This window comes from Oscillatoria sp. CS-180 (assembly GCF_028330965.1).
Classification (GTDB): Bacteria; Cyanobacteriota; Cyanobacteriia; order Phormidesmidales; family Phormidesmidaceae; genus Halomicronema.
In genome coordinates this window covers 40,013-54,446 of sequence record NZ_JAQMUB010000030.1, presented here as the reverse complement: position 1 = coordinate 54,446, position 14,434 = coordinate 40,013, and the positions used below count along the sequence as shown (strand labels likewise).

The following is a 14,434-nucleotide window of genomic DNA, read 5'->3' as shown; positions in this document are numbered from 1 at the left end:
GTAAGCTGGTAGCCTCTCTTCACAGAGACGGATCGATACCAAAGCAGGAGCGGGTTTTCCTTCAAGTTTGCCCTAAAGAGCTTTGTTTAGACCCTCGGACGTGACGCGTGCCCAAGGTTGGGATTATTTTCAACGACATTAAACCAGCAGCTTGTGAAGCTGCTGTAGTTTGGCAAGAGAAATTGACAGCTCTAGGCTGTGAAGTTCATGTTGCTAATGGTTTGGGCGGTTTGCTGGGGTATTCCAGTCCTGGACGCCCAGTCTGTCATACGCCAATTGAAAGTTTGGTGCCGCCTCACTTCGATGAGTCGATGATGTTTGCCCTCGTGTTGGGGGGCGATGGAACCGTTTTGTCGGCCTTTCGGCAGGTTGCCCCAGCTGGAATTCCGCTCCTAACGGTCAATACTGGGCACATGGGGTTCTTGACAGAAGCTTATCTAAATCAGCTACCTAACGTTATGGAGCGGGTATTGGAGGGTGACTATCGCCTCGAAGAGCGCTCCATGATTGTGGTTAAGGTCTGTCAGCGCGATCGCGTTGCGTGGGAGGTGCTCTGCTTGAATGAAATGGTGCTTCATCGCGAGCCGCTGACCAGCATGTGCCATTTCGAGGTCTCTGTAGGCAATCATGCCCCAGTGGACATCGCTGCGGATGGCATCATCATTTCGACACCAACTGGGTCTACCGCCTATTCCTTATCCGCTGGTGGTCCAGTCATTACTCCCGGTGTCTCAGTCACACAGCTCATCCCCATTTGCCCTCATTCCTTGGCTTCCCGGGGGATTGTGTTTCCTGACTCAGAGACGGTGAAGATCACCTCGGCCAATACGGATCCACTGGTGATGGTGGTCGATGGCAACGCGGGTTCCTACGTCATGCCAGAAGATTGGGTGGTGACTGAGCGATCGCCCTACACAGCCAAATTTATCCGGTTGCGATCGCCTGAATTCTTCAAAGTGCTCAGGGAAAAGCTAGGATGGGGATTACCACACATCGCCAAACCCACCTCTGTTGAACTGCCTTAACAGCTGCCGTTGCCATCGCTTCACGGCACTTTCTGGGTTTGAAACACACTCTGATTCTTTCAAATTAGTAACAAACAGAGCAGAGTTGAGCGATCGGCTCATATGCATCGGTCCCGTGCTTCTAAGATAGGGGTTGTACAATCTCGGCTCATCCTACTGTTTATGGAAAGTCACGCCGATAACGTTGCTCCCAAAGTGTTGCTAATTTGCAGCAACGGTGATCTCACAGATCGTATTCGCCATGATTTGGAAGAAGTTGGCTATGGGGTCGAAACAGCGACGACCGGAGCAAAGGGAATTGAGAAAGCTAAGAAAATTCAACCTGCGCTCATCATCATTGATCGACTGTTGGGCAGCGATTCTGGCTTGAATGTTTGCCAAAAGCTCCGCAGCGCTCAGTTTTGCGTTCCAATTTTGCTGCTCATGGCTCGGGATACGCTTGAAGACCGGATTGCCTGTTTGGAGGCTGGAGCCGATGACTATTGTCTCAAACCTTACCAGGAGGATGCTTTCCTAAAAATTGTCCAAATCTATTTGCAACCCGGCGATACCTCGTCTGAGCAGCTGCGATTTAGCGACCTTGCGCTGGACTTAGGCACCCGAACAGCGTCCCGTAATGGCCGTGAGATCGACCTCACGATGAAAGAATTTGAACTGCTGCGATATCTTATGGAGCATCCGCGTGAAGTGCTTGCCCGAGAGCAAATTCTCGAAAATGTCTGGGGTTACGACTTCATGGGGGAATCTAATGTCATTGAAGTATACGTGCGATATCTTCGCCTCAAAATCGACGGCAACAATGAGAAACGCCTGATACAGACTGTTCGGGGTGTTGGTTATGTTTTGAGAGAGAGCTAAATAGACCCGTTGCCTAGTGGTTTATCCTTTTCCCAGATTCCTTACAGTTAAGCCTTGCTGAAACCTAGTTCAACAGTTGTCGTCAAACTCTATCGACCTAGTCTTAGGTCGATAGGTTCATGTAGCAGGGCATCTAAGCTATGGCGGTTGTTAGTTCTGTCAGGACAAGACGGTTAGACCTTAAGGCATTGGATTGCCTGTTTTCCTGAGTCCTGCTGATCTGTCATGGCTCAACGTGTGAGTTTGGAGTGTGCTTTGTGATTTTCAAGTGGTCAACAGAAATTGCCAGCTGTGTGCTTATCACCCTGGTTGGGATAACTAGCTGTGGTACATCAGCCCTATCTGAAGCCAATTCTTTGCCGGCGGATGTTCCCGCGATCGCCCAAAAGCCACAGCAGGAAAAACGGATGTCTCCACTTTTAAGTCGTCAACTCGATGCCCAGGGTCAAAACCTGCCGATAACCGCAGCCGTTGAGTTGGGAGGCCAGAGAATTGGTCTAGAGGTGGCGCTGACATCGCAACAGCAAGCCATTGGTTTAATGGCCCGTGAGTCATTGGCAGACGACCACGGCATGCTGTTTCCCTTCGATCCGGCTCGCCGTGTGAGCTTTTGGATGAAAAATGTCCTCATTCCTCTAGATATGGTGTTTATCTATCAAGGACAAATCGTTGATATCGCCAGTAATGTTCCCCCCTGCGAGTCCATGCCCTGCCCCACCTACGGACCTGATCAGCAAATCGTAGATCAGGTGATCGAGCTTCGAGGTGGCTTGGCTGGAGACCTCAACCTACAAGTTGGAGACACCGTTGCAATTGAGTGGTTAAATATGCCTCAAACAGTAAACGATTAGTTGCAGCTACTTATCGTAGTCTTGAGTTTCATTAAGTTTAACTATAAAACTATCGTCGAAGCACTGGTCAAAATCAAGAAAGATTTGATACTCTATTGCCACCTTGATAGGCAGGATGCATAGTTAGCAGTGTGGACCAGAGGAAAGGAAAGACTTAAGTGGCTTCAGCTTTTCGCTAGTAATTCTCTCCTGTTAATGTTTAAGTTCCTGGAAAGGTTTATCCGTAACTTCCGTACTAACTACGGTATTGTCTGAATCGGTTATCCGAATCGTGCATCCCCGAAAGGCTTGGATACAATCTTGCCAACTATGTGCAGTACTGGGTTGCCAGAGGGATGGCAGTAAACATGCGAGATATAGCAACTGAACGCGACGACAGCTTAATTCGATTTCTGCAGAATGACTTAGCCGTTTCTCAGGACTCCATTAAGATGGCGCTACGCCACTGTGAGCAGGATCCAGGGCCTTTGCCAATGGTCCTCTGGCAATACGGCTTAATTACGCTAGAGCAGTTAGAAAAAATTTACGACTGGATGGAAGCAGCGTGATGTTGTCATATCACAACAAGGTGTAGTTATCACAGAGCGCTAAGCCATTTCGGATTCAGCTGTGCTGTTCAGCCTACTCTTTCTGGGTAGTGTGCTGATGCTGATAGGCAAAGCGTTAGTTTGATAAAGCAGCTACAAAACAGCCATCTAGGAAGCGCATATTCCTAAAGGCAGAGAGATACGTCTCAAGAGATGTTCTAAACCCAAAAACCCTTGCTATACTTCGATGCCATAACCAGCACTGTTTCGTTTTAGATGACACTCAACTGGATTGAACGTGAGGTTTTCCATTGTTCTGTCTGAGACGGTTGAGGCGATTGATGCGCTGTTTGCTAAGTTCGGTGACTTCTAGATTTTTTCTGGGGCGATGCCAACTCGGGCGGACGCGAGTCAGACAGGTGTCAGGGTTCCGCTCATTTCTAGGGTTATGACTTCCTCATCCTCATTTGCCGCGTTAGATCAGTTTGTCGCTGCGTTAGAACATCGGATTCAAACCGCGATCGCTCAACTTTCCCCCGATGCTCCCCCCACCATTCGCTGTCGGTTTCAACAAGGGCGATTGTTGGTGCTGTCAGAGGACAATCAAACAGCCGTCACCGCCACCGAGCGCGATCGCCGATTCAAAGCCTTGGCGCTATCCATGAGTCAAGGACTTACGGAAACCGAGTTGTTGGAGGAGTTTTTAAATTCAGAGGGAGAACTGCCTGTCAGGCTGTACTTAAGGAAGCGAGGCACGGCAAGCCCCTATGCCGCCCGCAGCTGTGGTTGGAAACCTGCCGACACGGTTTCAGACTTATTTGATCCACCCACCATTGGCGAACCCACAGAAACTGGCAGCGACGAGACGGACGTTGCTCCTGGGGCACTCGTTTTGCTGTCTAATCCTATGGAAGAGGAGACGCCTCCACCGTTTGAGGAAGAGATCCCTGAGACCTCAACGACTGTTCAGCAACCGCTCAGTCAACAATGGCAGCAGTTCATTAGCACCCTTCAGATTAGGGCAAAATGGCGGCGAGTCACAGCCGATTGGCAAGAGTTACCTTGGCGATCAGTCGGCGGACTAGCGATTGCAGGGCTGACAGTCGGAGCGATCGCGTACAGCGTAACCCGGCCTTGTCTAGTCGGCAGCTGCGAGCGGCGACAAACCGCTAGTGACCTGAGTCAAGAAACCTTCAATCAGTTGCAGGGCAATCCGACTCCAGAGAAGGTAGCGAGCGCCCACGATGATGTACAAAAAGCCGTTCGCCTAGTTTCGGCGATTCCTCCCTGGTCACCTCACTACGATGCCGCTCAAGCCGAACTGGTGCGCTATCGAACTCAACTCTCCGATTTGGAGTGGATTATTGCGGCTCAAAAAGATGCAACGACCGCTTCCGAGAAGAGCCAAGATCCGCCCCATCCTGTTCCTGTTTGGGTCGAAGTTCATTTGCTCTGGCAAAAGGCAATTAATCACCTCAACCGCGTGCCAGACAGCAGCCCGCTATCAGAGTTTGCTCAACTCAAACTTGCAGAATATGAAGCCAATCGTGAGGCTATCGGCCAGCGGCTATTAGTCGAAGAACAGGCAGAAGCTAATCTTAATAAAGCGGTTCAAGCCGCTCAACTTGCCACAATTCATACTGAAAATGCCGCGACGTTAACAGACTGGCTGAATGCTCAACGCGAGTGGGACCGAGCAACCCAGGCTCTAAGTCTAATTCCCCAAGGATCATTGGCCCATGAGGAGGCGCGATCGCTACGGTCTGACTATCGCAGCAAATTTATCCAAACCCGTACCCGTACCACCTTCGAAAAAGCCGGAGAACGGGCTTATCAAGATGCCCTGGCTGATGCGGCTCAAGCACAGGCTGCCGAACGACGCAACCAGTGGACTCAAGCCGTCAATCATTGGAGCGATGCCTATGCTCAAATGCGGCAGGTTCCTAAAAACACGATTCGCTACGGCGAAGCCCAAGGCCATCTTGGGAGTTATCAGGATTCCTTAAAGCAGGCCCAGACCAGACTAAAGCAGGCCGTCGCGCTACAAACCATTGAAGATGATTTGCAAAACCTGTGCCCGATCGCGGCTGGCATCTGCACGTATACCTACAGTTCCAGACAAATCGAAATTATTCTCCGCGAACCGTACGATAGCGCTGTCAGCCAATCAATTTCCCCGCCCTCGACCCAGGGTCGCCTCTCCCGCAGTGACTCTGTTATTGCAGAGACACACCAGCTTGTTCAAAGCATCATGCAGTTAGGCAACCAGATACAGCTGCCCATTTCTCTTTACAATGTTGATCGGCAATTTATCGCTCGGTACAGACCCGAGTACGGCGGCTTTTCTAGGGAGTGATCACGCCCTATGTGAAATTCAAAATTGTCTAGCTTTGAGGCAGCACATTCAGCTGGACTTTGCCAATGTTTTGAGCCAATCAGCCTGAACTTCGCTCAGAAGTGGTGTTGGAGGCTGAGTATAGTCGATCGCTAAATCGATCGCGGCTTCTTTGCACGCCTGATGAAGGATTTGACCTATATCAATAACGGGTTCTACATCGCCAGCTTGCAGCGATAAAAAGAAGCCAGGAATGGAGTCTTGTAGATTGAAGGGATAGCGTTCAGCAATGGGGCGTTCGGGCGATCGACTCACCATAATTTGATAATCCGATCTGCGGCCACCTTGAATAGCCGGATGTTCAAGATACGGATTCATCCCAGGAAATTTGGGCTTACCAGTCATGGGACACGGTTAACAGGTCCCTCTATTGTAGAGGTCCAGAATTATATAGAGGTCCAGAATTAGGCAAGTAAACTAGTGGTCTGCCAATTTTGAATTTTGAATTCCGCGTAGCGGTGCTAGGGAGTCATTTGGCATGAATGTTGCCATTCTCCAAAACGAATTTGGGCAAGGAGAAAGTCATTCGGTTTTCCCTTTCCGTCCTTACTCCTGCTGCTTTACCTTTACACTCTCACATCTTTATTGTCGAACTAACTGCGCTGCCGAATTGAAAAAGAGTTTCTGGATGCCCATCGTAACGAGGACCGAGGCCAATAGGTCTGAAAAGGCCAGCATAAACATGATGAGCATTTGGTAAAAAGCTGCGTTGAGGGGATCAGCACCACTCAGCAGTTGTCCCGTAATGATGCCCGGTAGTTTTACAATTCCAACGACCATCATGGCGTTTACGGTTGGAATCAGACCCGCTTTCACGGCCTCCTTGCGAAAAGCCAGGATGGCTTGGTCAGGCGTTGCGCCCAGACTGAGATGGGTCTCAATCTCGATGCGGTTCTGTTTCAAGCTAGTGACAAGGCGATCGCCCGCGATCGTTGCCGCAGTCATAGCATTGCCCAGCACGATTCCTGTTAGAGGAATGACATAGCGCGGTTCGTACCATACATCAGGTCGAATAACGACACCTGTCGTGAAGACAATCGTCAAGGCGGTACTGGTCAAGAGTGAACCTGCCAGGATGGGCAGCAATCGGGACATCCGCTTGCTGATTCGGTTGCGGGCGACCACAGCTGCCACCGAGAGCATAAACATTAGGACGGCAATGACGCTGAGCGGATCGCGCCAAGCAAAGACAATTCCCAGCAGATAACCCACGGCAAACAGCTGAAAGAGTGTTCGCCAAGTCGCATTCAAGAGCGTCAGCTCCATGCCAAGGTTTTGCCAGCGAACTAGGGCGATCGCCCCTACGACTAACCCCAAAGACAAAACTAGCTGCAATACCCCTAGTTCAATCATGTCAACCCATTCCACATCAGTTTTCCAGGTTCAATAAGCGATAAATATGAATAGCAGATTAACCGGTGCATTGATTTTTATCTCGCAAAAGCCTAATGTTTCATTGACTTGAGTCAATGGTCCAGCATAAATTAATGTTGCTTAACAAGTTCTTAAGAACGACAGGGATTAACTGTAGTTATCTATACTATTGTTAAGAGCGCTGAAATACGCATCCTTTTCTTTACACGCTAGATAAACAAATCTAGGGATTAGTTCAAATTTGGATGACTAGCGGTTTCTTGATGCGCTCCTCGAAGGATTGTCCTGAGAGCTTGTGTGTTGCAGCTGGTTGTGAGGAGTTTCGCGATGCAGACTTTGTTGTTTGAGTCTAGAGTTTATGACCCAACTGTTATTGCGAGATTTTACAGTCGGCGACCTTGGAAAGTTTTATGGCGATCGCTCCAAATATTTTGGTGGGTAGGTGCATTTGCGCTGGGGTTGCAAAGCGATCGTTGGTTTAATCGCGAAGAACGTAATCTGGAAAAACGGGCTATTCAGCTCCGGCAACTGTTGACTCGCTTAGGCCCAACCTTTATCAAGGTAGGTCAGGCTCTCTCCACTCGTCCTGACCTGATTCGAAAAGATTTTTTAGAAGAACTAACAAAACTACAGGATCAGCTGCCGCCTTTTCCGACGACACTGGCGATGGCGATCCTAGAAGCTGAACTAGGCTACTCAGCCGATGAGATTTTCAAGCAAATTTCTTCTGAACCTGTTGCTGCAGCCAGTTTAGGCCAGGTTTACCAGGGACAACTCCATAGTGGCGAAGCGGTCGCCATCAAGGTGCAGCGGCCTAATTTGATCCCTGTTCTTACCTGTGACCTCTTCATCATGCGATTTGCAGCCAAGCTCTTGGGGCCGTTTTTGCCACTCAACTTGGGGCACGACCTGAGCATGATTGTGGATGAATTTGGGAGCAAACTTTTCGAAGAAATTGACTACCTGAATGAAGGGCGTAATGCTGAGTTGTTCGCTGCCAACTTCCAGGATGATCCTACCGTCAAGGTGCCGCGCATTTTCTGGCGCTACTGTAGCGGCAAAATCTTGACATTGGAATGGATTAACGGCTTCAAGCTTACAGATATTGCTAGTATTCAAGCTGCTTCGTTAGATACCGACAAGCTGATTGAGGCAGGCGTGACTTCTGGTCTACAGCAGCTTTTGGAGCATGGCTTTTTCCACGCCGATCCTCATCCGGGTAACCTGTTTGCTATGGCGGATGGTCGCATGGCCTACATCGACTTCGGCATGATGGATCAGCTCAGTCAAGAGACGAAGGAAACACTGGTGGATGCCGTTGTCCATTTGCTCAATCAAGACTATGAGCATCTAGCAGCAGATTTTGTCAAATTAGGCTTTTTGACTCCTGAAACTGACATTCGCCCAATTATTCCGGCTTTGGAAATGGTTTTAGGCGATGCCTTGGGTGCTAAAGTCAGAGACTTTAACTTCAAAACCATCACAGATCGCTTCTCGGAGTTGATGTACGAATATCCCTTCCGAGTCCCTGCTAAATTTGCGCTTATCATTCGATCGCTCGTCACGCAAGAAGGGGTTGCCCTCAGCCTCAATCCAGATTTCAAGATTGTCGATATTGCCTATCCCTATGTGGCACGACGACTTTTGCGGGGCGAAACGCCCTCTTTGCGCAGACGATTGCTGGAAATTCTTTTCAAAGATGGCAAGTTCCAGTGGCAGCGACTTGAGAACCTGCTGCGAATTGCTCGTAACGATGAGCAGTTCGATATCTTGCCAACGGCCAGCTTGGGTATCCAGTTTTTGATGTCGGAAGATGGACGTTATATTCGCAATCGCCTCATTTTGGCAATAACTGAGGATGATCGCCTCCATACTGAAGAGGTGCAAAAGTTGTGGAATCTGGTGAAAGATGACGTAACTCCCTCTAAAGTTCTGGGAGTTGCTTGGGATGTACTGCTGCAAACGTCAGTTGAACGGGCAGCGGGACTCATTCCTCCAGTCGCAGCCTTCGCTGATAGCTTTCAGTCGGCACAGTCTTCTTGAGCGATCGCAACGACCGATATAATGATTGAGATTTGACAGCCGTCGCCGTTCCGTTGGGACAAGACGGCGAGCCATCGGGCTATGCACTAAGCACCCGGATACTATTTGTTGCAAAGACCTAGATGGCTAAAGCCATACATTCTCCGCATCGTTTTATCATCATTAAGAGGTTTCTGTGTATCCACAACCACCGTATGTTTTGATGCTTGCCGGTTTTCTAGCGGCGATCTCGGCAGGATCCGCCTTCAGTGCATCCCTGCAGCAGGCAACCCGAGATTGGGCGAAGGATCCAACAGCCAGTTCCCTGGAAGATATTCGAGGGGCGTCTTTACAGGTTTCTTACACTGGAATTTGTATCGGTGTTTGTGTCTCACTTGCATCAGGAATTCAATTTTTCGGATTTTCCGCCAAGGTTGCCTATGCTATGGCTGCCGTCCTAACTGGGCTGATGGCTTGGCTGGTATGGCGTCAATTAGGAGTCATTTTGGCTCAGATTCAGCAAGGTGGTTCTAAAGCTTTAGACCTAGATGGTTTCTAGTCCCCCATAGATAGAAACCATCTTTGAATTTGATATAGGCTATCTATCGACACACAAAGACGTCCATCCTACACTGCTTCTAGAGATCAAGGGACCTATTCTACGAGTCTTCTTGCTCTAAACCCTTCGAAACTTCGCGAAATTTCGACCTATTGTGGACCGCATCCATCTCAGATTCGGTTGAGATGAGTTGGCTGGCTTGGTCATATCAATCCTGTCCCGGTTTGAATGTGAACTGCTACAGAGCATTCACATTCTTCTTCAAAGGGATCAGTTCTAGTTGAACGACCTCCATGAGAGTGGCGGTCCTTACCTTCGCGGCAAAAACTTTACTTCTGGGGGATTCGTGTGGGTTTTGGCTCAAATCTATCTGCCACTATGCGGCAGCATATTAATCGGCATCCTCATTGGCATTTTGCTAGGGCTACCCCAAGTTCAGCACCTTTCTAACCGACCTCTACAGCATCAGGTCCCCGCCTACCTCGGCAAGTTTCTCTTTTGGATTGGTGTTCCAGGCAGCTTGATCCACTTTTTGCGGCAAGTTGATCTCTCGGGTCGGGTGCTAATTTCGCCGCTCATGGCTTGGGTTGCTTTTGCTGCATCCCTGTTTCTAGCTTGGTGCTGCCTACAGCTCTTGTTTCGGACGTGGACGGCCACCACCCGAGGCACGTTCTTAATCTCCACGATGGTTGGCAATACCGGATATATTGGGTATCCCGTTGTGCTATTACTGCCACAGTTAGGGACACCCTACTTCGGTTGGGCCATCTTTTATGATTTGCTAGGCACCTTATTTGCAGCCTACGGACTAGGCGTGATCATCGGCGCTCACTACAGCCGAAGCAATGCCTTAACAAAAAGTATTTCACCTTGGCAGCAGAGTCTCGTCGCCTTCTTCAAAGCACCCACTCTTCCTGCATTTTTAATGGGTTTAGCCCTACGCCCCGTTCCCTTACCAAACTGGCTGGATTCAGGACTACAGGGTTTTGCGTGGTCGATGGTTACGCTCTCTTTGATATTGATGGGAATACGACTGCAACAGCTTCGTTCATGGGGACAGATACTGCCGGCGATCGCCTCAACTATCATTCGTATGGCGATCGCTCCTTTATTGGTTGGTCTGCTACTAACCGTTTTTGGCATCACAGGTGCACCACGGTTAGTCATCGTCTTGCAGGCTGGTATGCCCTCAGCATTTGCCACCCTGGTTCTTGCAGAAACGTTCAACCTAGACCGTGAGTTATCTGTGACCTGTATCGGGGTTAGCTCTGTCATGCTCTTGCTCACCCTACCACTCTGGTTGTGGAGTTTCCCCGTTTGAGGTGCCATATCAACTCCCCACTCCCCCAAATCGCACAAACAAGACTGTAAACAACCTGCCAAAACGCATAGATCTAAACTGGAAAAGATTCCTCACACATTGCTAAAACACGGTATTTGATGGTGAACTTTTGGACAAAGAAACCAGTGCGGCGATCGCCCTCATCTCTCTTCTATAAACCGGTAAAAATGTGCCGATCTTTGATCCGATTTGGGCGATATCGCTTTTCTGTCGGTACTCTTTTACTGTTAGCGGGGATAGCCGTAGGGGCAGCCATCGCTCAACCGAGCTATTCGAGTTCTTCTCAAGCTACGGCTGCCAGCGGTCCTGAAGCCCCTTCGGTTGCCTGGCTCATTGTCATGCCTGCTATCCCAATCGTTGGAGGGATAATTATTGGTGTGTCACGGAAATTATCTGGCGAAAAGGTCATTGAAGGCCGTCCTCTAGAACCTCTACCTCGTCCTCTGGCAGAGGATATGCCTAACTCCGACTATTCTTATTCTGCTGACGACAGCCCAAAGGACACCACAGACCCGCAAATCTAAGCCAGCCTATTGAACAACCTTATGCAAAAAGTCGTAATACTGCTGCCCAATTGCTTTCCAAGTAAAGCGCTTTTCAATAAGGGCTAGACGGGCGGCAACTGAATCAGCATCCTTTAACGCCAAAGCTTTTTGAATTCCCGCTGCAATGGCCTCGGTGCTGGTGGAATCGACCAACACGGCATTATCCTCAACAATCCAGCGTGTGACCTCTCGATCATGGGCAACAATGGGCAATCCAGTCGCTAGTGCCTCCAAATAGACATTGCCGAAAGGCTCATCCAGACTGAAGTGCATGAACATATCAGCAGCTCGATAAATATCGGGCATCTGCTCAAAAGGCAGCTTCTTCGGATGGAAGCGATCGCCCATTAGCTGCTCCCCGAGCTGACGGACCGTATCGCGCTCTGGGCCGTCACCACAGAGCACCAAATGCAAGTCAGGGATTTGAGCCGCAGCCTTGATGCCCTCAATCGCTCGCTTAGAGGGCATCAGAGCACAAACCATGAGCGCGACTGGAGCATCTTTGGGTAAGCCGAACTGAGTACGGTCGACCTCTTGGGGATAAAACCGCTCAGGATTTACTCCATTTGTAATCAACGCACAATTCCAGGTAGCTTTGTTGCGCTCAAAGTATTCGAAGTTGGTGCAAACCAATCCCTCACAGGAGAAGAAACGGTACTCAGATTGTGAGGCGATCGCGGGATGATCGCTATTTTGTGTCACGAACACATGGGGAGGACGTTTGCGCCCCCCCTGCCATCGCAAAAACCAGTTGATAAAGGGATAGCTGCAAGTAACGGTGACATCGAAGTGGTCCGGTTGATAGACCTTGGGCAGGTGACGAACAAAGGACAATTCTTCGTAAACATATACCTCCCGAAAGACGGGAAACTTGGGCCAGCTCTCAAATTTTTCTCTAGGCGTGCTGCTTACATGCTGAAAGTCATAGGCACTTGTCTCAATCGGTTTTCCAGAACCGATTAGGGTGACTTCGGTATCTTCAAATTGAGAAAGTTCGTGGGCGATCGCTTCGAAGGCTACTTCAGCCCCACGGGTAACTTTATGAAGCCCAGGCAAGACAAATGCAACTCGCATGAGGTTTCCTCTTAGTGTCAGACAGTTCCTAGGGTTAAGGTGCAGCAGAGATCATGGTTTTCACGGATACCACCAGTTTTCCCAGATCACCCAGTGACCTCATCAGAGGCAATCACAACTTTTTGAGCACAATTAATGGGTTGATCCGAACTTATTAATAGTTTTTACAAATGATTCCGAGAAAATCGAGCGACTTATTGTAGATGGATGTACAACTCATCAATTGAGTTCGATTGGTCGTGCTGACAACCACACGCGAGATGACCCATGCTGGACACTACAGTTGCTTTGACCTGCGCCCGCTTAAGTCAGGAAATATACAAAGAGTTTGCGATTCTTAAATTTGAGAGTCTACCTGGGGTTGATGCCACCTTGATTGAAAGTCAAGATGAAGGCCAGACCGATACTCAGGCAGCTGTTCTCCACAAAGTAGATAGTAAAGACTTGTATATTGTCTTCCGGGGAACAGAAAAGGGAACTGATTGGATCAACAATTTTCAATTCCGCAAAAAAATTTATCCCTATGGTGATGAAACAACGACAGATGTCCGGTTTCATCAAGGATTTATGACGGCATACTTTGCTGTTCGCGATCGCGTGCTCAAAGTGGTCAACGAATTTCCTGATTGTGCAGTGACCGTTACGGGGCATAGTCTGGGGGGTGCGATCGCCACCATCGCCGCTTTGGATATTCAATACAACATCACTCAGCACACCGAGCAACCCATTTCCCTTCATACCTTCGGTGCGCCTCGTGTCGGCAACTCAGCCCTGGTTAACTCCTTTCGTCAGCGAGTTCCCGACAGCCATCGCTTTGTCTATGGCTGGGATGTTGTGACCCGCGTACCCAGGCTATGGCAGGGATTTGAACACGTCCCCGAACTACATCGTCTAGGCACCCTATTGACCTGGCAGCTTGTCAGTCGACGGGTACGGGATCACTACATTGGCAACTACGTTGCAGCCCTAGAGGCAAAAGTCGCCGCACCTGATTGATCAGGAGTTGTGGTAATGCAAAGCTGTAGGCAACCCCTTACTTCTAGTCAGATTCCGCAGGTAGGTCGCTAAAACCAACCGTCTTGCTCAAGCTCCTCAATAATTTGCAGTCCTCTTGGATCGCCCACATTCAAAATGGCTGTGCGAGCATCTTCCCGTACGCCTAGATCATCGTCTTCGGCAAACGTTTCAATGAGGGCATCGATCGCCGTTGCATACACCACGTTGGAAGGCAATTCTCGACAGAGTTCCCCAATGGCCCAGGCGCAGTTGCTGCGGACTGCCGCAATGGGATCGCGACGCATGACTTCAATGATGGGAGGAAGGGCAGCAACCACCGTCTCGTAGTTGACCTTTGTCATTTGCGCTAAAGCACTGGCTGCCCAGAGCCGGACCGCAGGAATATCCGTTCTGAGGGCATCTATGAGAGGTTCCAAAGCCTCAGGAGTATGGCTATTACCCAAAGCCCAAACAATGCCTTTACGGACATAGCCGTTCCAATCACTCAGCTGTTGGATCAGAGGAGCGATCGCCTCTTGAGTGCAATTTCGCCCCAAAGCATAAGCCGCACTCACTCGGACTAGAGGACAGCTGTCTTTCAATAACTCCACAAGACGGGAAACAGCACGGGGTTCTTCCAGCTCACAAAATGCTCGTGCCGCCATCATGCGCTGCTGCGCTGACGAAGAATTTAGCAAAGACAACATTTCCTCAGGGTCATACTGAGGTTCCTCCCCGGCTTCACCGGGAGGGGCAATGTGATCCAGTGGATCATCAAATTCGATGTCTGGATCAACAATTTTTAGATCATCTTCATCATACATATCCACACTTTACAGTACTGCTTTCCTGCAATCGAGTCTTAT

The 14,434-nt window shown here is 49.4% G+C and carries 14 protein-coding genes; 10 read left to right on the top strand and 4 right to left on the bottom strand.

What is annotated here, in order from left to right:
* The first annotated feature begins 107 nt into the window (after positions 1–107).
* The 5 genes from PN498_RS06265 (at position 108) to PN498_RS06245 (ending at position 5,617) form a co-directional block, all read left to right on the top strand.
* Positions 108–1,025, top strand: a complete 918-nt coding sequence (locus tag PN498_RS06265; protein ID WP_272061863.1) for an NAD(+) kinase — start codon at positions 108–110, stop codon at positions 1,023–1,025.
* A 162-nt stretch (positions 1,026–1,187) separates the two neighbouring features.
* Positions 1,188–1,883, top strand: a complete 696-nt coding sequence (gene nblR / locus PN498_RS06260; RefSeq protein WP_272061862.1) for a response regulator transcription factor NblR — start codon at positions 1,188–1,190, stop codon at positions 1,881–1,883.
* A gap of 257 nt (positions 1,884–2,140) precedes the next feature.
* The gene (locus tag PN498_RS06255; protein ID WP_272061861.1) at positions 2,141–2,734 is read left to right on the top strand and encodes a DUF192 domain-containing protein; all 594 of its coding nucleotides are present in this window, start codon (positions 2,141–2,143) and stop codon (positions 2,732–2,734) included.
* A gap of 347 nt (positions 2,735–3,081) precedes the next feature.
* A complete protein-coding gene (locus PN498_RS06250) occupies positions 3,082–3,282 on the top strand; it encodes a DUF2949 domain-containing protein (RefSeq protein WP_272061860.1) in 201 nt (66 codons plus the stop codon).
* A gap of 427 nt (positions 3,283–3,709) precedes the next feature.
* The gene (locus tag PN498_RS06245; protein WP_272061859.1) at positions 3,710–5,617 is read left to right on the top strand and encodes a hypothetical protein; all 1,908 of its coding nucleotides are present in this window, start codon (positions 3,710–3,712) and stop codon (positions 5,615–5,617) included.
* A gap of 48 nt (positions 5,618–5,665) precedes the next feature.
* Here the strand turns inward: PN498_RS06245 and PN498_RS06240 are convergent, their stop codons facing one another.
* Both PN498_RS06240 and PN498_RS06235 read right to left on the bottom strand, forming a co-directional pair.
* Positions 5,666–6,001: a DUF4058 family protein gene (locus PN498_RS06240; protein ID WP_272061858.1), complete on the bottom strand. Its 336-nt coding sequence runs from the start codon at positions 5,999–6,001 to the stop codon at positions 5,666–5,668.
* A 237-nt stretch (positions 6,002–6,238) separates the two neighbouring features.
* Positions 6,239–7,024, bottom strand: coding sequence for an ABC transporter permease (locus PN498_RS06235; RefSeq protein ID WP_334312226.1), 786 nt, complete (start codon positions 7,022–7,024; stop codon positions 6,239–6,241).
* Positions 7,025–7,357: 333 nt separating this feature from the next.
* Between PN498_RS06235 and PN498_RS06230 the strand changes: the two genes are divergently transcribed.
* The 4 genes from PN498_RS06230 to PN498_RS06215 all read left to right on the top strand — a co-directional run bounded on the left by PN498_RS06230 (position 7,358) and on the right by PN498_RS06215 (position 11,477).
* Positions 7,358–9,073: an ABC1 kinase family protein gene (locus tag PN498_RS06230; RefSeq protein WP_272061857.1), complete on the top strand. Its 1,716-nt coding sequence runs from the start codon at positions 7,358–7,360 to the stop codon at positions 9,071–9,073.
* A 175-nt stretch (positions 9,074–9,248) separates the two neighbouring features.
* Positions 9,249–9,611, top strand: coding sequence for a hypothetical protein (locus PN498_RS06225; RefSeq protein WP_272061856.1), 363 nt, complete (start codon positions 9,249–9,251; stop codon positions 9,609–9,611).
* A 346-nt stretch (positions 9,612–9,957) separates the two neighbouring features.
* A complete protein-coding gene (locus PN498_RS06220; protein WP_442951405.1) occupies positions 9,958–10,932 on the top strand; it encodes an AEC family transporter in 975 nt (324 codons plus the stop codon).
* A gap of 188 nt (positions 10,933–11,120) precedes the next feature.
* Positions 11,121–11,477 (top strand): hypothetical protein, encoded by a 357-nt coding sequence (locus PN498_RS06215; protein ID WP_272061854.1) that lies wholly within the window; start codon positions 11,121–11,123, stop codon positions 11,475–11,477.
* Between the two features lie 6 nt (positions 11,478–11,483).
* Here the strand turns inward: PN498_RS06215 and PN498_RS06210 are convergent, their stop codons facing one another.
* Complete coding sequence (locus tag PN498_RS06210; protein ID WP_272061853.1) at positions 11,484–12,572, bottom strand: glycosyltransferase family 4 protein; 1,089 nt, start codon at positions 12,570–12,572, stop codon at positions 11,484–11,486.
* A gap of 267 nt (positions 12,573–12,839) precedes the next feature.
* Here PN498_RS06210 and PN498_RS06205 point away from each other — a divergent pair, with 267 nt between their 5' ends.
* Positions 12,840–13,568, top strand: a complete 729-nt coding sequence (locus PN498_RS06205) for a lipase family protein (RefSeq protein WP_272061852.1) — start codon at positions 12,840–12,842, stop codon at positions 13,566–13,568.
* A gap of 68 nt (positions 13,569–13,636) precedes the next feature.
* Here the strand turns inward: PN498_RS06205 and PN498_RS06200 are convergent, their stop codons facing one another.
* Positions 13,637–14,392 carry a HEAT repeat domain-containing protein gene (locus tag PN498_RS06200; RefSeq protein ID WP_272061851.1) on the bottom strand — a complete coding sequence of 252 codons (756 nt, stop codon included), beginning with the start codon at positions 14,390–14,392 and terminating at the stop codon, positions 13,637–13,639.
* Positions 14,393–14,434: the final 42 nt, after the last annotated feature.

Bases quoted from the DNA above. Each gene is read 5' to 3' on its own strand.
- nblR (WP_272061862.1), top strand. From the start codon at position 1,188: ATGGAAAGTCACGCCGATAACGTTGCTCCCAAAGTGTTGCTAATTTGC.
- PN498_RS06250 (WP_272061860.1), top strand. From the start codon at position 3,082: ATGCGAGATATAGCAACTGAACGCGACGACAGCTTAATTCGATTTCTG.
- PN498_RS06245 (WP_272061859.1), top strand. From the start codon at position 3,710: ATGACTTCCTCATCCTCATTTGCCGCGTTAGATCAGTTTGTCGCTGCG.
- PN498_RS06240 (WP_272061858.1), bottom strand. From the start codon at position 6,001: ATGACTGGTAAGCCCAAATTTCCTGGGATGAATCCGTATCTTGAACAT.
- PN498_RS06230 (WP_272061857.1), top strand. From the start codon at position 7,358: ATGCAGACTTTGTTGTTTGAGTCTAGAGTTTATGACCCAACTGTTATT.
- PN498_RS06215 (WP_272061854.1), top strand. From the start codon at position 11,121: ATGTGCCGATCTTTGATCCGATTTGGGCGATATCGCTTTTCTGTCGGT.
- PN498_RS06210 (WP_272061853.1), bottom strand. From the start codon at position 12,572: ATGCGAGTTGCATTTGTCTTGCCTGGGCTTCATAAAGTTACCCGTGGG.
- PN498_RS06205 (WP_272061852.1), top strand. From the start codon at position 12,840: ATGCTGGACACTACAGTTGCTTTGACCTGCGCCCGCTTAAGTCAGGAA.
- PN498_RS06200 (WP_272061851.1), bottom strand. From the start codon at position 14,392: ATGTATGATGAAGATGATCTAAAAATTGTTGATCCAGACATCGAATTT.